This window comes from Shewanella algidipiscicola (genome assembly GCF_003605125.1).
Taxonomy (GTDB): Bacteria; Pseudomonadota; Gammaproteobacteria; order Enterobacterales; family Shewanellaceae; genus Shewanella; species Shewanella algidipiscicola.
Window position 1 is genome coordinate 69,984 of the sequence record NZ_QPQT01000019.1, and the last position, 19,481, is coordinate 89,464.

At 45.4% G+C, this 19,481-nt stretch carries 12 protein-coding genes and 1 other RNA gene; 7 read left to right on the forward strand and 6 right to left on the reverse strand.

Features of this window, described 5'->3' with window-relative positions; genetic code table 11:
• Nucleotides 1-108 precede the first annotated feature (108 nt).
• The 5 genes from DVO77_RS17465 to DVO77_RS17485 all read left to right on the forward strand — a co-directional run bounded on the left by DVO77_RS17465 (nucleotide 109) and on the right by DVO77_RS17485 (nucleotide 10,087).
• The gene (locus DVO77_RS17465) at nucleotides 109-2,424 is read left to right on the forward strand and encodes a tellurite resistance TerB family protein (protein WP_119979205.1); all 2,316 of its coding nucleotides are present in this window, start codon (nucleotides 109-111) and stop codon (nucleotides 2,422-2,424) included.
• Between the two features lie 3 nt (nucleotides 2,425-2,427).
• Nucleotides 2,428-3,735, forward strand: coding sequence for an ATP-binding protein (locus DVO77_RS17470; protein ID WP_119979206.1), 1,308 nt, complete (start codon nucleotides 2,428-2,430; stop codon nucleotides 3,733-3,735).
• The gene (locus tag DVO77_RS17475; RefSeq protein WP_119979207.1) at nucleotides 3,732-5,927 is read left to right on the forward strand and encodes a DEAD/DEAH box helicase; all 2,196 of its coding nucleotides are present in this window, start codon (nucleotides 3,732-3,734) and stop codon (nucleotides 5,925-5,927) included. The genes DVO77_RS17470 and DVO77_RS17475 overlap by 4 nt, the downstream gene beginning before the upstream one ends.
• 117 nt (nucleotides 5,928-6,044) lie before the next feature.
• Nucleotides 6,045-6,893: a hypothetical protein gene (locus DVO77_RS17480; RefSeq protein ID WP_119979208.1), complete on the forward strand. Its 849-nt coding sequence runs from the start codon at nucleotides 6,045-6,047 to the stop codon at nucleotides 6,891-6,893.
• On the forward strand, nucleotides 6,893-10,087 hold the full coding sequence (locus DVO77_RS17485) for a DEAD/DEAH box helicase (protein ID WP_119979209.1): 3,195 nt from the start codon (nucleotides 6,893-6,895) through the stop codon (nucleotides 10,085-10,087). The genes DVO77_RS17480 and DVO77_RS17485 overlap by 1 nt, the downstream gene beginning before the upstream one ends.
• A 135-nt stretch (nucleotides 10,088-10,222) precedes the next feature.
• On the opposite strand, the gene gcvP is transcribed toward DVO77_RS17485, so the two are convergent.
• From gcvP to DVO77_RS17515, 6 genes are all read right to left on the reverse strand, one after another.
• The gene (gcvP, locus tag DVO77_RS17490; protein WP_119979210.1) at nucleotides 10,223-13,111 is read right to left on the reverse strand and encodes an aminomethyl-transferring glycine dehydrogenase; all 2,889 of its coding nucleotides are present in this window, start codon (nucleotides 13,109-13,111) and stop codon (nucleotides 10,223-10,225) included.
• Between the two features lie 130 nt (nucleotides 13,112-13,241).
• On the reverse strand, nucleotides 13,242-13,631 hold the full coding sequence (gene gcvH / locus DVO77_RS17495; RefSeq protein ID WP_110457408.1) for a glycine cleavage system protein GcvH: 390 nt from the start codon (nucleotides 13,629-13,631) through the stop codon (nucleotides 13,242-13,244).
• A gap of 69 nt (nucleotides 13,632-13,700) precedes the next feature.
• Nucleotides 13,701-14,795 (reverse strand): glycine cleavage system aminomethyltransferase GcvT, encoded by a 1,095-nt coding sequence (gcvT, locus tag DVO77_RS17500; RefSeq protein WP_119979211.1) that lies wholly within the window; start codon nucleotides 14,793-14,795, stop codon nucleotides 13,701-13,703.
• A 465-nt stretch (nucleotides 14,796-15,260) separates the two neighbouring features.
• Nucleotides 15,261-16,469, reverse strand: a complete 1,209-nt coding sequence (locus DVO77_RS17505; protein ID WP_119979212.1) for an FAD-dependent monooxygenase — start codon at nucleotides 16,467-16,469, stop codon at nucleotides 15,261-15,263.
• Nucleotides 16,470-16,489: 20 nt separating this feature from the next.
• Nucleotides 16,490-17,722: a 2-octaprenyl-6-methoxyphenyl hydroxylase gene (gene ubiH, locus DVO77_RS17510; protein WP_119979213.1), complete on the reverse strand. Its 1,233-nt coding sequence runs from the start codon at nucleotides 17,720-17,722 to the stop codon at nucleotides 16,490-16,492.
• 62 nt (nucleotides 17,723-17,784) lie between these two features.
• A complete protein-coding gene (locus DVO77_RS17515; RefSeq protein ID WP_110457404.1) occupies nucleotides 17,785-18,357 on the reverse strand; it encodes a UPF0149 family protein in 573 nt (190 codons plus the stop codon).
• Nucleotides 18,358-18,690: 333 nt separating this feature from the next.
• Here DVO77_RS17515 and DVO77_RS17520 point away from each other — a divergent pair, with 333 nt between their 5' ends.
• Together DVO77_RS17520 and ssrS are read left to right on the forward strand one after the other, a co-directional pair.
• Nucleotides 18,691-18,999, forward strand: coding sequence for a cell division protein ZapA (locus DVO77_RS17520; protein WP_110457403.1), 309 nt, complete (start codon nucleotides 18,691-18,693; stop codon nucleotides 18,997-18,999).
• 53 nt (nucleotides 19,000-19,052) lie between these two features.
• A non-coding RNA gene (gene ssrS / locus DVO77_RS17525) (6S RNA) lies at nucleotides 19,053-19,233 on the forward strand.
• Nucleotides 19,234-19,481 lie beyond the last annotated feature (248 nt).

Below are 19,481 nucleotides of genomic sequence, written 5' to 3' on the forward strand. Positions count from 1 at the left end.
GTAAAGCTTCATTCAAACTTTGCTTAAGTAATTTGAATTTGATATAAAAGTTATAAAAATCAAGGAACAAATTACCTAATTTAGAGCCTTGAAAAAAGAGGAAATAAAATGGAATTTATTATTGGGTTATTTGTAATTTATTTGATCTATAGATTATTTAAAGGTAACAGTAAACCTTCTGCACACAAACCTTCCCCAAAAAGAACTCCGAAACCTTTTTCTGAAAAAGCAAAAGTCCCTGAAAATAGAACCTCATCCCCCAGTATTGCTGTAAGATCTTCCAGCATAAGTGTATCCAGTAAATCTAACCATACTTATTTAGACGATGATGATGATGACTTTGCTACTTTTACTATTCATACAAGCTTTGGCCGAGAGCCAGAAAAAACAACGAACAAACAAAAAGGTCGATGGATAAGTGAAGATGAACAACTTTCTGTTAATGGAAGACAGTTAACAAAAGGCTTTTTCTACTTTGGTGGAGTAATGAATTCACTAGATGGGTACGGTATAGAGCCATCTCTAGTGGATGATAAACGCCCAGCTTCAAGTCCCTCGGTAGATTCAGAAATATACACTGATGAATCCTTAGGGTACTGGCCGACTTACGCATCTTTATCTAAAGGCTGTAGAGGTGCTTACCTAGATTGGCTCGCCTCTGATCGCTCAAACCCCAATACACCTATTGGTTATGTCTTCATCTATTTCTACGGGTTTGAGAGAAGAGTCATTGAAAACAAATCCAATAATCAAATAACTGATGAAGAGTACATAGCAATATTTGAAGAAGTGTTGCGTCTCAATAGCGTTTTCAACGCGAATCGTTCGTTCAGAGGATACTCTGCTAATTTCCTCGAACTAATGGCACTGCAAAGACCCACCTTACTTGAAGATAGACTGGCAGATATACCTGAAACTAATAATGCATTGTCATTTAAAGTTAACCTTGCAACAACTATAGCCAATGGAAACCCTGTAACAGCTCCCTTAGCTTTAGAGTGGCTAAAAAATACATTCGAGTATTCCCTAAAAACCCCCGCCCGTAGATGTGAAGAAGAGTTTAGCCAGCTTTTCCAAATTAGATTTTCTGACAAGTTTGGCGAAGGAATTTCCGTAAAACCCAATAAAACTAAACTGCGACTTTCATACCATGCGGCAAGTAATGGTGTGCATGGGGTTGATTTGGAGTTGGGTGACTTACCAGATCCAAGTATTCTCAAAGGCCCAATTAAAAAGCTCATTCCAATTGCCGAACAATGTACGGAAGAGTTGAACAGCTATAGCCGTTACTTAGGAAAAGCTGATACCTCAAGGAGTGATATTGCAGCGTTAATGTTATTACCTAAAGAACTAGCAAACGAAGCAAATTCACCAGTCATAGAAACATTTAAGTCTTGGGCAAATCAGATAATTAGTTCAAATGAAGGACTAACCACAGTCAAGGATTTCTGGACTCATACAGGTACACCTCTCCCTAAGGCGTTTAACAAAAAAGAAAATGAACTAGTCGCTAACTTGGCTGCTAAGGCTGAAATAGGTATTGCGCCAGACCAACGTTTTCATCATGCAAAACTGAAAATCGATGACAACATTGTGCTCTTCTCACCGGGCCATGGAGAGTTTTTTGAGCCAAGCTCTGCATTCAACCAAGTAAGTTTAGCAATTAGGTTAGGGGCAATGGTCGCAACGATAGACGGTACTGTAGATCAGCATGAGAAACTCGCCTTACAAACGTTGATAAACCACGATGACAAACTCTCACCTTCTGAAAAGAACTCGTTAAATGCATATTTAACTTGGCGTCTAAATGCCCCTGTAAATAATACCGGCTTGAAAGCCAGGATTGAAAAACTCGGCGTTCCACAGGTGGAATTCTTGAAAAGATTCATGCTTTCCATCGCCCTTGCTGATGGAAAAATCGATGCTTCTGAAATTAAGCAAATTGAAAAGTTATATACCTCGTTAGGCTTAGATAAATCACTCGTTACAAGTGACATTCATGCGTTTGCCTCCAGCAAACAACCTATCTCAGCCACATCTAAAGACGCTTCAATTGATAAAAGTACCTTTCAGTTGGATGAAGGTATTCTGGCTATGCATGAAAGTGACACCAACGATGCAAAGAGTATGCTGGAGAGTATATTTGCTGTTGATGAAGAAGCTGAACTGGAAGTTAGCCCCACCGCTGATGTCAATGAAGAAGGCTTAGATAGCCCTTACAAAGAACTTTTTGAAACTTTGATAGCAAAAGAGTCGTGGCCACGTAAAGAAGTTCATGAACTGTGCAGCAAACTAAACATAATGGTTGATGGCGCATTAGAAACCATTAATGACTGGGCTTATGACAAAGTCGATGCGCCAGTTCTAGATGACGATGGTGATATCTACGTCGATCTAGAAATCGTAGAAGAATTGAAGGGATAAACAATGGTTGCAAAAAGAATACGAGCTAAAGAAAGGGATGCAATTATCCAATCTCTGAAGTCAGGTGTGACTCCTAAGATTGGAATCCAGCATATCCAAGTTGGTCGAGTAAATGAATTAAAAGCTCTGATCCAAGACATTGATCGGATCTCAGATGGAGGTTCAGCTTTCAGGCTCATTATCGGCGATTATGGTTCTGGTAAAACATTCTTTTTAAGTGTTGTACGTGCTATTGCTCTAGAGAATAAGCTTGTAACCGTCAATGCAGACTTATCTCCTGATAGACGTATTCATGCATCGGCAGGTCAAGCCAGGAACCTTTACTCTGAGCTAATGCGCAACATGGCTACTCGCAACAAACCTGATGGTAATGCTTTAACCAGTGTAGTTGAAAAGTTCATTACAGAAGCAATGAGAGAAGCTGATACTTCAGGAAAAAGTATAAATTCAATTATCCATGAAAAATTAGCATCACTTTCTGAACTCGTTGGCGGTTATGATTTTGCTAAAGTTATTGAGGCTTATTGGATAGGTCATGAGAAAGATGATGAGATATTAAAAGCTAACGCCATAAAATGGTTACGAGCAGAGTATTCAACTAAAACCGATGCCCGAAATGACCTAGGGATTCGAACAATTATTTCAGATACATCTTTTTATGATGCGCTGAAATTAATGAGTTTATTTGTCAGACAAGCTGGCTACCAAGGGCTTCTAGTTAACTTAGACGAAATGGTAAATCTGTATAAGTTGAACAACACAACAGCGAGAACTTCTAACTATGAACAAATACTCCGAATTCTAAACGATTGTTTACAAGGAAGCGCTGAACATTTGGGATTCCTTCTAGGCGGAACCCCTGAGTTTTTGCTAGATCCACGTAAAGGGTTGTATAGCTATGAAGCACTACAATCTAGATTGGCAGATAACAGCTTTGCTAAACAAGCGGGCGTGATTGATTATTCGTCACCAGCGCTACACCTCGCTAGCTTAACCCCTGAAGAATTGTATATTTTGCTTAAAAACTTGCGCCATGTTTATGCTGAAGGTGACGAAGCGAAGTACTTGGTTCCAGACGAATCTCTCAAAGCGTTCTTACAGCATTGCAGCCAAACTATAGGGGATGCGTATTTTAGAACGCCACGTAACACCATTAAAGCATTTTTAGACATGCTCGCTGTAATCGACCAAAACCCGCAAATTGCATGGCATAGTCTAATCTCATCAGTAGCAATTAATGAAGATAAGCCTTCCGATGTTGAACTCGAAACAGAGGACAATGAAGATGGGTTTGCTGACTTCAAACTATGATTGATGAACATGAAAAATTAGACAATCGGATTCAACGCTGGATATTCAAACAAGGCTGGACTGGCTTACGGGAAATACAATGCCTTGCTATTGAACCTATATTGTCTGAAAAGACAGATGTGCTGATCAGCGCTTCAACCGCAGCAGGAAAGACAGAGGCATTTTTCTTGCCTGCACTCAGCGCTATAGCACCTCAAGAAACGGGTGTAGGGATCCTTTACGTTAGCCCTCTAAAAGCCCTTATAAATGACCAAGATAGGCGCTTAGAAAGTCTGTCTGATCTGTTAGAAATACCGGTTACTCCCTGGCATGGTGATAGCTCACAGAGCCGAAAGAAGAAATTAAAAGCATCACCGTCTGGTGTCGTGTTAATAACACCTGAGTCATTGGAGTCATTACTCATCAGAGACTCTGGCTGGATCAAAGCTGCATTCTCTAATTTGAAATATATCGTTATTGATGAGTTTCATGCCTTTATTGGTTCTGAGCGCGGCCATCACTTACTCTCTTTACTTCATAGACTTGAACACCTTCTCGGAAGACTAGAAACACCAATCCCGAGAGTAGCTTTGAGTGCTACGCTTGGTGAGTTAGAAAAAGTACCTCTATCGCTTCGCCCTAATCGCTCTTTACCTTGCAAGATCATCAAAGATACACATTCGACTTCCACCCTGAAGGTTCAGATAAAGGGGTATGTAAACCCTGCTAACTTAAAAGCTGAGTCTTCCAATGATGCCGAATATACGATCTGCCAAGATTTATTTAAATTTTGTCGAGGCGGAAATCACCTTGTGTTTGCAAATAGTAGAAGCCGCACAGAAAGTATTGCGGCTACATTATCTGACTTCTGTGAAGAAAAAATTGTACCGAATGAGTTTTTTCCTCACCATGGCTCGCTATCTAAAGATCTTCGAGAAAGCTTAGAAAAGCGATTACAACAGGAGCATTATCCAACCACAGCGATTTGCACAATGACTCTTGAACTAGGCATTGATATCGGCAAGGTAAACTCAGTAATTCAAGTAACAGCCCCCCACTCTATTTCAAGTTTACGGCAAAGAATGGGACGCTCAGGAAGACGCGGTGGAGCCTCAATATTGCGAATGCTCATCGCTGAAGCTGAATTGACAAAAGACTCTAGCGTCATCGACAAGCTGAGACTGGAGCTTATTCAGTCTCTGGCCATGATCAGACTTCTTATCGGCAGTAAATGGTATGAACCAGCTGATACATCACTTTATCACTTCTCAACACTCCTTCATCAAGTACTTGCGGTCACTGCACAATGGGGAGGAATTAGAGCAGAGCAATTATTTAGTTTGCTCTGTAAAGATGGCCCTTTTCAAAACGTTAATGTTGAAAACTTTAAAGCACTACTTGTCCACATGGGCAAAACAGAACTCATAACTCAGTTAGGAAGTGGTGAATTGGTGCTTGGCCTTTTGGGAGAAAAGCTGACAAGCCATTACTCGTTCTATGCTGTTTTCAAAACGCCTGAAGAGTTTCGGATTGTATGTGGAACAAAATCACTCGGAACGCTGCCTGTAGATTCATTGGTATTGGAAGGTCAGCATATTGTTTTCGGTGGAAAACGTTGGAAAGTAAACGACATAGATAGCGAAAAGAAAGTTATTTATGTGGTACATGCAAAAGGTGGCAAGCCGCCAAAATTTGGTGGTGCTGGCTTGAACATACATGATGTTGTCCGGCAAGAGATGTTTCAAATATTAAAAGACGGTGACTACAGAATTTCTGTGGGGGATCAGAAAGTCGACTTCGCTGATTCAGCTGCACGAGAACTGTTTGGTGAGAGCGTACGATATTTCGAAGATGCAAAGCTCTCTAGAGAACCACTGCTCCAGGTTGGCAATACTACTTATATATTCCCATGGCTTGGCGACAAAGTGGTAAATACAATTGTCGCCTTGCTAATCCAACATGGGGTTGAAGCTGGCGCATATGCAGGAGTCATAGAAGTAGAAAAAGCGTCATTAGAAAGTGTTCGCTCAATATTGCTCAAACTTGCTTCAACGGAACTCCCAACAGAAACAGAACTAGCACAACAAATACAGGAAAAACGTATCGAGAAGTTCGATGAGTTCTTGCCGGAAAGTATTCTATCCATAGGGTATGGAGCCAGAGCATTTGAAATTGGCAATTCACAGAATTGGTTAAAATATAAGGTAACGTGATTTGCTACAAGACCAAATGTCTTCCATTTCAACTATGAGCGAAGCAAGTTTTAGTCTCGCGCCTTTTCAAGGAGAAATTAAACCAAATGATATTAGAAAGTTATAAGGAAAGTACTAATGGCGCTTGAAGAAAACCTCACAGCTCTAAATATTACAGACTTTCCGATTGATGATGATTGTATAGGGTCAAAATGGAAAGTAGAAAATGAAGAACAGCTGGCTCGCCTTATCGCTATAATCGTTATGGGACAAGCAGCGCAAGCCGCCCATATTATTGATGAGCTTTTGCCAGCAGCTCCAGCATTTACTGACAATGAGCTTAAAAATGAAGCAAAAATAAAATTTACAGTCCAAGAGAAAAAACAAACACCACGCACTGGCTATCCGAGAATTCAAAGAGACGGCCTAATTTTTGAAATCATTTCTTGGATAGCTGCGAAGCAAGTCTCTGGAGAAAAATGCTATCTAAAAGACCCTCACACGAGCTCTACATCCCAAGGCTTGGATGGGCTCATGATAGAACTCAATGAAGATGGTAATGAAATTTACAACTCAACGATATTTGAGGACAAATGTACCGAAACTCCAAGAAAATTCTTCAGAGAGAATGTTATCCCAGGCTTTCTAGATCGGCATGAAAATACGAGAAATGCAGAGCTTATTGCTGCTGCAACAACACTCATCCAGCTGAGTGGAGTTGGCAATTTGCAAGCCATGTCTATGGTTCGTAAAGTTCTTGATAACTCGGCCAGGAGATATCGCGCAGGTTTTGCGTTAACCAAACTTTTCGATTCGGATACAGCGCAGAAGGCATTGTTCAAAGGGTATGACAAAATAAAGGATATAACACAGGAGCAACGCATCGGTGCGAGTCTAATTATAGATGGGGAGTTAAGGGATTGGTTTGATAAGTTGGCAACGAAAATTATTGCTTATATAGAGCAACTAGATGTGGAGCAAGATTAATGTTTGATCCAGAAACAGCAACACTCCTTCGAGCGGCTCCCGAGTTTCCTGATTTAGACCCAGAGGACCTACCGCAGCTTTTGACCAGTCACTATGCACAGATTGTCTCCATGAGGCTCGGTGGAGAAGAACAGTCAAGTCAAGAAGATGGTTGGACATTAGATCGCATTGCGGACACCTATGAACTAGTTGTTTCTATCAACCAAGATCCATCTATTAGACGATCTTCTGCATTTGTTGCTGCAAGTGCTCAACTATTAATTGCAAGAAGAGAGGAACTACTAGAGGCGGCAGTCTTTGAGAAGGCAAATGTCAGCAGGGATCGTTTAGCACCTGAAATTGCAGCTGTCCTTCTATTTCTTGCTGCGGAGCAATATGCAGATGCCCTTGAAGCAGCGTCTAAAATAAAAATCGAAAAGGAAGGACAGCATCCGCTTATTACCGAATTAGTTTGGCATATAGTTGATTTAGCGACCGGACGCCTAACAGAGATTATTAAGAGAGGTAATGATCGGCCCGGCTTTGTGTTACCACAGGATAGTAATTTTGAATTTTCTGCTTTTATTGCATTGGCTCACTCTTTAGTCGTCGGCATAGAAAATTTATCAAAAGTAATCTTAAGAATTGATGTAGACGAAATTCAAAATAGATCTCCTAGGGAGTGTTTTGAGCAAGTTAAATCCCTTGCCGTTTCAATCAATAGAGAAGTTCTAACTTCCGGAGTTGAATTCACATTTCCAGGTATTGCCCATCTAGCATCACTACTCACGGCAGCACATGACGGTATATATGAATCTGCGCTCACTAAGCTGGAGCCACCGCAAGGAGCTGGGTCTGAATTTTGGCAAAATTGGATAGCCTTCCGAGCCAAAAAATTTCCTTTTATCTGGCCTAATCACAGGAAAGCCTTAGCAGATGGTTTCCATCACAATGGAACGTCTGCTGTCATGGTGTTACCAACAGGGGCCGGAAAAACAACTATTTCCTCATTAAAAATCGCGAGTGCTTTATCGCAGGGGAAAAAAGTAATTTTTCTTGCCCCAACTCACGCACTTGTTGAACAACTTACTATCGACCTACAAGAGATGTTCCCTCAAGATATTTTAGGTTCTACTGTATCAAGTGATTTTGATCTTCTCTTCCAGGTTGGTGCCGTTCTTCCGGAAATTGAGGTAATGACACCTGAAAGATGTTTAGCAATGCTTTCCTTCTCCCCCGAATCCTTTGATGATGTTGGCTTATTGGTATTTGATGAATGTCATTTGCTCAGCCCGCAATCAGGAAAGATACGTAGGTCGCTCGATAGTATGCTTTGTTTGCTGGCATTTAATAGAGTTGCCCCAGATGCAGATACTCTATTTCTATCTGCGATGGTGCAAAACGGTGAGGAGTTTTCTAATTGGGTGGAACAGTTAACAGGCCGAAACTGTATAAGTATTGATCTTCTTTGGAAGCCCAGCAGACAGGCAAGAGGAATAGTAATTTATGAAGAAGATGAAGTTAAAACGATAACGACAAATGCTCTTAGAGTCCAAAGGCGTCTTGATAAAGAAGCCGGAAACCGAGCCAAAAACCTTAGGGTAGCATCATCTAGAGAGTTGGAGCTCCATCCCTATGCGATATGGGGATTGCAACATAACTGGCTGGACATAGAAAATAATAATGCAATTTGTACATTTACAAGACTGACACAGGAAAAAATTTTACTTAAAGGAAAACTTTATCCAAATAAATTATCTATCACTCCTAATGTAAACAGTGTTGCTTCGACATTAGCCTCAATCAGCGCAAGTTGTCGCCTTAAAACAATTGTCTTCGTTAATCAAAAATCCCACGCTATATCGACAGCAAAAAGTATCACGGATGCTCTTGGAGGAAACATTGCTTCAACAGAAGATGAAGATCACAGGTGGGATGCTCTAGCGTTAGAGCTTGGGGGGCTGAAGCACTCATTGCTTACAAAAGGAAGCGCCGCAGTCCCACATAATGCATCCATGCTGAGAATCGAAAGGGATTTGTCTGAACGCATGTACAAACGTGCAGATGGGGCAATGGTAATTGTTGCTACTCCAACATTAGCTCAAGGTCTTAATTTGCCAGCTCAAATGGCCATTTTGGCGGGGGATACGCGTGCTGAGAACGATAGTCGACAACTTTTAGAGGCCCATGAATTATTGAACGCTGCGGCACGAGCTGGTAGAGCTGGGCATCTTGCAAATGGAATCGTATTGCTAATACCAGAACCAATTCTCTGCTTTCCAAAAGATGAAAGTTTAAACGAAGATGTCGTAGTTAAATTGCAGTCGTTAATTCCTGAAGACGATAGGTGCGTAGAAATATCGGACCCAATTTCAAGCATCTTAGATGAGATATCTGTTGGAAATACTGTAAATCGTGACGTAATGTACCTTGTTAATCGCCTAGCAACACTAAGTGACGCTGAAAACGGTGAAATCTCATTATTTAATCTTAACTCTTCATTTGCAGCATTTCGTTCAAGAGGGAGAAATGAAGAGCAGAGATTTGATGCTCAACTAATTGAGTTGGAACATCTTGTTAACCAGCAAAATAGTGATGGAATTGACAAGTCTCTATCAATATTGACCTCTCAGAGCGGATTACCACCACTTGTACTTTCACGTTTAAGGGCTGCGATTACACAAAATATAGGTGCTTTACCTACGTCGATTAGTGATTGGGTTACTTGGCTACTCGCTTGGCTAAAAGCTGATGGTGAAGCTCAAGAACTATTACTATTTGATGTAAAGTCTTCAATTCTAGGTTCAACAGGTCGGAATAAAAATAGCATTATCACAGATGAAATTCTGGATGAGTTATCTATGGGAATATATGCGTGGTTAGATGGTTTGCCACTAAAGGATGTGGAGATTGCATTGGGGGGGAATCCTGATTCAGTTAATGCAACTGCAAAATCCTGCCCAAGAGCAAGGGAGCTTGTCGGCACTGTTCTACCGAGAGGCCTTTCCTTTATTATGGGCTTGGTGACACGGATTGTAACTGAAATTAATCCTTACGACAGCCAAAAGGGTCTATCCTCAGAAGTCGTTGAAGCTCTGAGTACAGCAATCCGTTTGGGTTATGACTATCCTGAAAAACTAGCATTCTCTTTTTCAAATTCAGGGATTTTATCTCGAGTTGGGGTCCATCAAGCCTTCAATCAAGAAAAAGAGTAAATCTAAGGAATAAGAAAAAAGGCGAACCATTTCTGGTTCGCCTTCTATACTTAGTTAGTTTCCAACTTCAATTGCAGTTTCCAACTTCGATTACGTGGTTTCCAACTTCAATTGTCGTTATCACAAGTAGCCATTTTATTTGTAATCGTCAATCGGTGCACAAGAACACATTAGATTACGGTCGCCGTAAACATCGTCGATACGGTTAACCGTTGGCCAGAACTTGTTCGCCTTAACTGCAGCACTTGGGAATACCGCCAGTTCACGGCTATAAGGACGTGAGTCAAACTCGCTATCCATGATGTCAGCCATGGTATGCGGCGCATTGTGCAGTGGGTTGTTGTCCACTGGCCACTCGCCAGCTTCGACTCGAGCGATTTCGCCGCGAATTGAGATCATCGCATCGATGAATCTGTCTAGCTCGACTTTAGACTCAGATTCCGTTGGCTCAATCATTAAGGTGCCTGCAACCGGGAAGCTCATGGTTGGCGCGTGGAAACCATAGTCGTTTAGACGCTTAGCGATATCCATTTCGGTCACGCCAGAAGCTTCTTTAAGCGGACGCAGATCTATGATGCATTCGTGAGCCACGCGGTCATTACGGCCTGTGTACAGTACAGGATAATGGGCAGATAGCTTCTTCATCATGTAGTTAGCGTTAAGCAGTGCCACTTGAGTCGATTGTCTTAAGCCTTGGAAACCCAATAACTTAATGTACATCCAAGTGATAGGCAAAATGCTGGCGCTACCGTATGGTGCAGCCGATACTGCGCCGTTGTTGTCTGATTCGCGGCCATGTTTAACCACTGTGTGACCCGCAACAAAAGGCGCAAGGTGAGCCTTAACACCAATAGGGCCCATACCGGGTCCGCCGCCGCCATGTGGGATCGCGAAGGTTTTATGTAGGTTAAGGTGCGATACATCGGCGCCGATGAAGCCAGGAGTCGTTAAGCCCACTTGCGCGTTCATGTTAGCTCCGTCTAGGTAGACTTGGCCGCCATGGCTGTGAATGACGTCGCAGATCTCGCGCACTGTCTCTTCATACACACCGTGGGTCGATGGGTAGGTGATCATGATGCAAGAAAGGTTATCGGCCACTTCGGCGGCTTTGGCTTTCAAGTCTTCCATGTCGACGTTACCCGCCTTATCGCACGCGGTCACCACCACTTTCATGCCGGCAAGCTGGGCTGAAGCTGGGTTAGTACCGTGAGCCGATTGTGGGATAAGACAGATATTTCGGTGCGCATCGCCGCGGGATTCATGGTACTTCTTAATGGCTAATAGACCCGCGTATTCGCCCTGCGCGCCTGAGTTAGGCTGTAGGCAAACGGCGTCATAACCTGTGATATCAACAAGCCATGCAGACAACTGCTCGAGCAACTCGTCATAACCTTGAGCTTGGTCTTGTGGGCAGAATGGGTGCATATTGCCAAACTCGGCCCAACTGACTGGCATCATCTCGGTGGCGGCGTTTAGCTTCATGGTGCATGAGCCTAGCGAGATCATCGAGTGGTTTAGGGCTAAGTCTTTGTTTTCGAGACGCTTGATATAACGCATCATCTCGGTTTCGCTGTGGTAGCGATTAAAAGTTGGATGAGTCAAGATAGCGTCGGTGCGCACCAACTCAGCTGGTATTGAACTATTGCCATTGGCGACGATGTCGGCATCCATTGCAGCAACGTCTAAGCCATGACCTTCACCTAAAATCACATCAAATAGCTGAGCGATATCGGCACGAGTGGTAGGCTCAGAGATGCTGACCCCAAGAATGCCATCACTATCGACACGCAAGTTAAGCTCTGCCGCGACCGAACGCGCTATCACAGCGGCGCTGTCGGCGACCTTAAATGACAGGGTATCGAACCAAGTGTTGTTAACCAGCTCGACGCCTTTGGCTTTAAGGCCTGCGGCTAAGATATCAGTTAAGCGGTTGATACGCTGTGCAATCGTTTTTAGCCCTTGTGGGCCATGGTATACGGCGTAGAACGAAGCCATGTTGGCCAAGAGTACCTGTGCTGTACAGATGTTTGAGTTGGCTTTTTCGCGGCGAATATGTTGCTCACGGGTTTGCATCGCCATACGCAGCGCGCGGTTACCGCGTGCATCTTGCGACACCCCAATAATACGACCCGGCAGTGACCGCTTGTGCTCGTCACGCGAGACGAAGAATGCGGCGTGTGGGCCGCCAAAGCCCATGGGCACGCCAAAACGCTGGGCGCTACCAAAAACCACATCGGCACCCATGGTTCCTGGTGATTTAAGCATCACTAGCGACATGATGTCGGCGGCGACGGTCACGACCGCTTTTTTCTCTTTTAGTGCAGCAAAAAGCGCAGTGAAATCGCGAATTTGACCGTGACGGTTAGTGTATTGGAATAGTGCGCCAAACAGATCGTAGTTAACGGCATCTTCGGCAGGGCCGGTGACAATTTCAAAGCCAAAACACTCGGCGCGGGTTTTCACCACATCGAGGGTTTGCGGAAACACATCATCAGCAACAAAGAAGATATTGGCTTTCTTGGCCTTAGATACACGTTTCGCCAGCGCCATGGCTTCGGCTGCGGCGGTGGCTTCGTCCAGCAATGAAGCTGAGGCTAAATCAAGACCGGTTAGGTCCATCGACACCTGCTGGAAGTTTAAGATGGCTTCTAGACGACCTTGAGCGATCTCTGGCTGATATGGAGTGTACGCGGTGTACCAACCTGGGTTTTCAAACACATTACGCTGGATAACACTTGGCACTAGCGTGCCGTGGTAACCCATACCTATGTAGCTTTTAAACACCTTGTTTTTATCGGCAATGGCGCGAATAGCGGCCATACCTTCGGCTTCGCCACATGCTGGGCTAACAGCAAGGTCGCGGCCTAGACGAATCGACTCAGGTACGATCTGCTGTGTTAAATCTTCTAAAGATTCTGCACCAACGAAGTTCAACATCTCTTGCTGTTCTGCGCTGTCCGGTCCGATGTGGCGACGGATAAAGAGTTCGTGCTGCTCTAACTGAGTGAGAGTTTCTGTGGTCATGATAAACCTAGTTCCATATTTGCCAGTATCCTGCCTGTAGGGGGCGGTGTTACCGGTCTCATTTTTAATGTAGGGCGGTATAACGAAAAACCCCATGTCGTTTAGGCATGGGGCTTTAGGGGCTCGACGCTTACTCTTCGTCGATAACTTCTTGATACCCTTCGGCATCAAGTAGGCTGTCAACTTCAGACTCGTCAGATGGCATCACGCGGAAGAACCAACCGTCGCCGTATGCGTCGCTGTTAACGAGCTCTGGAGAATCTTCTAATGATTCGTTAACGGCAATCACTTCGCCAGAAATTGGCGCGTAGATATCAGAGGCGGCTTTAACCGACTCGGCCACGGCGCAGTCTTCACCGGCGGTGACTGTGTCACCCACTTCTGGTAGCTCAACAAATACCATGTCACCTAGCAGCTCTTGGGCGTGCTCACTGATGCCGACAGTGTAAGAACCGTCTGCTTCTTTGCGGATCCATTCGTGTGAAGAAGCGTACTTTAGTTCAGCTGGAATATTGCTCATTATTTTTAATCCTTTTTCCGTAATACTCAATTTTGACTAATCAGACAATGTGTAAGTTAAGCTAAAAAATTAGAATACTTGTTTACCGTTACGCACAAAGCCAGGGGCTATGACTTTAACAGGCACGCGCTTTTTACGCATCTCTACTTCTGCGACATCGCCAACAGAATTGGGCAAGCGTGCCATGGCAATAGAATAGCCTAAGGTCGGAGAGAATGTACCGCTTGTGATAACCCCTTGCTGCTCTTCGCCGTTCGCGTCGGTAAAGAACACGGCCATCCCCGGGCGAATCACCCCTTTGGCTTCCATCACTAGGCCCACTTGCTTATGGGTACCCGCCGCTTTGATGGCACTTAATGCTTCGCGGCCAATAAAGTCACGATCACTTGGCTCCCAGGCAATAGTCCATGCCATGTTGGCTTCGAGCGGGTTAACGCTTTCGTCCATGTCTAGGCCATATAAGTTCATACCCGCTTCTAAACGCAGGGTATCACGCGCGCCTAAGCCACATGGCTTAACGCCGTTATCCAGTAGCGCTTGCCACAATGCACCCGCTTCCTCTTGTGGCACAATGATCTCGTAGCCCGCTTCACCAGTGTAACCTGTGGTAGCAATAAACAGTGACCCCGACTGCACCCCAAAGAAAGGTTTCATCCCCTCAACGGCGGCGTTTTGCTCGGCAGTAAACACGCTGGCAGCTTTCGCCTTGGCGTTAGGGCCTTGCACGGCAATCATCGCCAACTCTGGACGTTCGGTAATGGTGACATCAAAGCCCTTCACTTGCTCAGCAATCCAAGCGAGGTCTTTTTCACGGGTCGCAGAGTTAACCACAATACGGTAATGGGTGTCGTCGAGATAATAGGTGATGAGGTCGTCGATCAGGCCAGCATTGTGGTCTAGCATACCGCAGTAAAGCGCTTTACCCGGTACGGTGAGTTTGGCAACGTCGTTTGCCAACAGTTTACGCAGAAATTCACAGGCTTGAGTGCCGGTTACGTCAACCACTGTCATATGAGAGACGTCAAACATACCTGCGTCTTGACGTACAGCATGGTGCTCTTCGATTTGAGAGCCGTAGTTAATCGGCATTTCCCAACCGTGGAAGTCGACCATCTTGGCATTAGATTCCAAGTGCTTGTTAAAGAGTACAGTTTTATTAGCCATTATTATCTCTTCTTTATGCCCTTTTCGGGTCTTACCTGACGGCGACAACATGGCTGAAATACATTGATAACTGGACTCACCGAGAGGCTCGGATAAGATCCCGTTTCCACCTGTGGTTTTAGCTATGCGACACCTAGGTGTGCTTTATTTATAGACACACCTGAACGTAGGGTACGTTGGGTCAGGATGTGATTGCAAAGATGAATTTTTGCATCAATTGCGTCGAATATGATGCATCGACTGTGTCGCCTGCTAAGACGGGTCAATGGTATCAAAATGCGGCGAAATTATACCTTGCGTCACAGTTTTGTATATAAGAGATTTTTCTAATCCGACCCCATTTAGCATTACTTTTTCTTATGCGTTAATTGTAGCTTTTTTACAGCATCAAAAAACAACACCATAAAAACACAATAAGGCACTGTATTTAAACAAAAAGTAAATCTAATTTATTTTCAGCGATGCTTATTTACACAGGGTTGGTAGACAGCTTTTATTGCCCATCGCCTGTTGCATAAACAGTGTTTTCACAGGAGAAAAGTTATCAACCAAATTAAGCCCTAAATCTCGCAGCGCCTGTTTCACTGGGTTCGCCCCATCGAAGAGGCGCTTAAAGCCTTCCATTGCGGCAATCATCTCCAGCGCATCGGCTTTACGCCAACGTTCAAGGGCGCGCAAATTGGCATAGTCGCCCAAATCTTTACCCGTACGTCTCAGTTCACTCAGGGTTTCGATAATGGCCGCGGCATCAAGAAACCCAAGGTTAACCCCCTGCCCCGCCAATGGATGTATGGTATGGGCCGCGTCGCCTGCCAGCAATAAGCGGTGGCGGGCAAAGTGGCGCGCATAACGCATGCGCAGTGGAAAAGCCTGTGGCTCACTTTCGAGCTTGCACATGCCTAGCTTGCCGTCGAAAGCGGCGGTAAGGCTACGCTCAAACTGCACCGCATCGCCGTCGAGTAAGGCTTGGGCCTTTGTCGGCGGCACCGACCAGACGATAGAGCAGAGGTTAGCTTCAAACAGGGGTAAAAAGGCCAATGGACCATCTTGTAAAAACACCTGCCGTGCGGTGTCATTGTGAGGCAGTTCGCTGCGCACCGTGGCGACGATGGCGTGGTGGCCATAATCCCAGAAGGTCATCGGGATTTTGCACTGTTCACGCACCCAAGAATTGGCCCCATCGGCACCGATCACGAGGGCCGCCGACAGGTTGTCACCATTGTCTAAGGTGAGCCATGCTTCGCGCTCGCCAAAGGCAATTTTGTCGAGGCGGCGATTTTCAAGATGGGTTATCTCATCAAGCTCGGCCGCACGGCTTGCCAGTGCGTGGCTGATGTTGTCATTTTCAATGATGCAGCCTAAGGTTTGCTCGCTGATACTGTGGGCGTCGAAAGCAATTTTACCTAGGCCGTCTTTGTCCCACACCGCCATTTTTTGGTATGGCCCCATGCGCGCCTCATCGACATAGGCCCAAGCACCAAGGTGAGTGAGTAAACTTTGACTGGCCTTGTTAATCGCACTGACGCGCATACGCGCCTCACCCGACACGGCTTGGGTTTCACCGGCATCGATAACCACCACCCGCAGCGACTCCATCGCTAAACCGATGGCAGTTGCCAGTCCTACCATACCACCGCCAACAATGGCTACATCATAGGTTTGAGTGCTGAACATAGGGGTATCCTTTATCGCTACTAGGCTGAAGTTATAGGGGATTTCCATCCCATGGCTTGGCGGGCAATGGGCGTTTTTAGCGGCGGGCACCACGACAAGAGGCGCAGCCCGATATTACGTCCGGCCACTAGCGGCCAGTGTTGATTGGAGAAGCCGCGTACCAAAAACTCGACATTGTTAATGGTCGATGCCCTATCTTGACTGCGCTGGGCCAAATAATGATGGGTCAGCTTGGCGCCGCCAAGATCGTCCCCAGCTAATAGCGCGCCGCGCACCGCGTCGATAACGCAGACTAAATCACGCAACCCAAGGTTAAAGCCTTGACCGGCAATGGGGTGTAAGGTTTGGGCGGCGTTACCAATAAATAGGGTGCGCTGATAGATAGGTCGCGGCATCGACGACAACTTAAGCGGATAAGCGTGGCGCTCTCCAACCTCGATAAACTGCCCCGCTCGATAGCCAAAGGCCTGCTGTAGACTGGCTAAGAAGGTCGATTTTGAACAAGTTAACATCTGCTGTGCCATGGCGGGCGACAGTGCCCACACCAAAGACATGCGAGCCTGACCATCAACATTGGTCATAGGCAGCAAGGCTAATGGGCCTGAATCGGTAAAGCGCTCATAAGCCCATTGTCCATGGGGCTTGTCGATGCCGATATTCGCCACTACCGCCACCTGCTCGAAATCCACTTGCTCAAGGGGTAAGGCAAAATCACGCCTGACGACCGAGTTAAGCCCATCGGCAGCCACCACCAGCTTAGCGCTGAGTTCGCGACCATCATCAAGCAGCAAATAATTGGCGTCGATATTGGCGCGAATGCTGACTAATTTAGCCGGGCAATACAGGCTAATCTGCTGTTTCTCTAAGAGTTCAAATAACGCGGCGCCTACACGCTCTAGCTCGACCACCTGCCCTAAGTAAGGCAAGTGAAAGTCGCTAGCATTGAGGGTGGTCATGCCGAAATGACCACGATCGGACACGTGAATGTTGCCGATTGGGGTGCCCAAATGGGCCAATTTAGGCCAGATGCCTAATCGGGTCAGCTCAAAAATAGAGCCTTGCGCTATGGCGATTGAGCGGGCGTCAAAACCGGGATGCTGACCACCTGGACGGCTGGCTTCAATCAAAGCGACCTTTAACGGACGCTTGAGCTCCTGCGCCAGTTTGGCTAGCCCTAAGGCTAACGTGGCACCGGCCATGGCGCCGCCAACAATGGCGATATCAAAATCAACTGTGGTCTGAGACGCGGTCATTCAGTTTCTCTATTTAGGCAGATACTTAGCGGCACCTGCCGTGACTTTTGCTGTTGGCAATCTTAATGAATTTTAGGGTCTTGATCTGTGATCTCACTCGGCTGTGGGCCAAATTCGGCGTAGCACAGCAGTGCCGCCATGCGCGAAAACTCCATCAGCTCTATGTAGGCCGCCTCAGACTCATCATCGTCGGCCACGTCAAATTCTACCAGGGCGATTTCGGCCAGATCATTGATCACCTCTTTGACATCTTTAGAGGCGCGATTGAGTTTAGGCTGCACAATCGCCAACCCCGTTAAGAAGCTTTGTACCCATAACGAGAGTGCTTCAACCCGCTTATTAAGCGGCTCTTCCTCTTCGGGAGCCATTGGCGTAAAACCAAAGTCGGCATCGGTGATCCGCGCCACAGTATCTTGGTAGAGCTCTTCGAGCAGTTGAGTCAGCGATGGCGGAGGTAATTGGCCATCATTAATTAACTCTAATAGTGACTTTAACCATTCGCTTTTCGCTTGCCCCACTCCGCCACAAATAAGCCCCACTAGCGAACCATGAACTTCTACCGGATGTTGAGCAATTTCAGCGCCATTGAGCTCGGCTAATAGACTATCGATACTTAAAGAGGGAGGCGTTGCCATAACTAATTTCCAATCATATTTTATCTGTACACATGCTAGCAGAATTGACCACATCGACCAAGATTAAAAACGTGACCTAGATGCCACGCATTAAGCCCAACTAGCTTGCTTATTGATGGTGAAAAAAACGACATAATGGCTAAGGCCTGTTGGCGAGATTTTCACCATAAACGACGCGATTTAGCACCATTTATCGCACAAGGCGCCTGTGATTGGTTATCTAAACAACATTTAATCTAACAAAGTGTTATTAGCACCCAAGTGTTATTGCACTTTAAGATACAGACCGATATAGTCCGCTCAACAACACGATAAAAGGATCTACATCAGCAAATGAGTAGCCATGCTATAGAGATTAGCTTATTAGGCCGGACCTACTCCATCGCTTGCCCTATAGGTCAAGAAGATGCTTTGCGTCATGTAGCGGCAAAACTGGAAAAACAGTTAAGCACCCTTCGTACCCGCACCAACAATTTGAGTCGGGAAGAGATTGCCATCATGGCCGCATTGAATATCGGCTATGAACTGTTAGAAGAACAGAAGAAAAATCAAGATTATATAAAGCAGATGGATGATAAAATTGGTCTGCTACAGTCGACCTTAGAAAGTGCGCTAGTTGAGCGCTCAACTAAAGAAGACTAAGCTAGTTAATGCATTAATTAGCTGATACTCACTGAGTATCGATACAACGTTTTTGCTCCCTGTGGTGTGCGTGAGTCGGTTATGTCCCTGTGCCGATATTTACAAACTCAGGGTGAATGTTTTAATGACATTGCGCAAGCTCGGCTCGAACCGAGAAGCCTTAGGAGTTAATCATTTACCCGCCTTGAACCTACGGTTCAAGGGCTACACCGGTAACGGCACCTTGGGGAGCAATTTAAATAATTAAGCCATCGCCTTAACCTGCGGTGGCTTTTTTACACCTGTTGCATCACAAACTAAGGCACTCAGCAAATTACCCACCTTGAAACGCTTATGGGTTCAAGGGCTACACAGGTAACAACGCCTTGGGGAGCAATTTAAATAATTAAGCCATCGCCTTAACCTGCGGTGGCTTTTTTACACCAGCAAATTACCCATCTTGAAACGCTTATGGGTTCAAGGGCTACACAGGTAACAACTCC

Coding starts and splice junctions, on each gene's coding strand:
- gcvH (WP_110457408.1), bottom strand. CDS start 13,631: ATGAGCAATATTCCAGCTGAACTAAAGTACGCTTCTTCACACGAATGG.
- DVO77_RS17465 (WP_119979205.1), top strand. CDS start 109: ATGGAATTTATTATTGGGTTATTTGTAATTTATTTGATCTATAGATTA.
- DVO77_RS17520 (WP_110457403.1), top strand. CDS start 18,691: ATGAGTAGCCATGCTATAGAGATTAGCTTATTAGGCCGGACCTACTCC.
- DVO77_RS17470 (WP_119979206.1), top strand. CDS start 2,428: ATGGTTGCAAAAAGAATACGAGCTAAAGAAAGGGATGCAATTATCCAA.
- ubiH (WP_119979213.1), bottom strand. CDS start 17,722: ATGACCGCGTCTCAGACCACAGTTGATTTTGATATCGCCATTGTTGGC.
- DVO77_RS17475 (WP_119979207.1), top strand. CDS start 3,732: ATGATTGATGAACATGAAAAATTAGACAATCGGATTCAACGCTGGATA.
- gcvP (WP_119979210.1), bottom strand. CDS start 13,111: ATGACCACAGAAACTCTCACTCAGTTAGAGCAGCACGAACTCTTTATC.
- DVO77_RS17505 (WP_119979212.1), bottom strand. CDS start 16,469: ATGTTCAGCACTCAAACCTATGATGTAGCCATTGTTGGCGGTGGTATG.
- gcvT (WP_119979211.1), bottom strand. CDS start 14,795: ATGGCTAATAAAACTGTACTCTTTAACAAGCACTTGGAATCTAATGCC.
- DVO77_RS17480 (WP_119979208.1), top strand. CDS start 6,045: ATGGCGCTTGAAGAAAACCTCACAGCTCTAAATATTACAGACTTTCCG.
- DVO77_RS17515 (WP_110457404.1), bottom strand. CDS start 18,357: ATGGCAACGCCTCCCTCTTTAAGTATCGATAGTCTATTAGCCGAGCTC.
- DVO77_RS17485 (WP_119979209.1), top strand. CDS start 6,893: ATGTTTGATCCAGAAACAGCAACACTCCTTCGAGCGGCTCCCGAGTTT.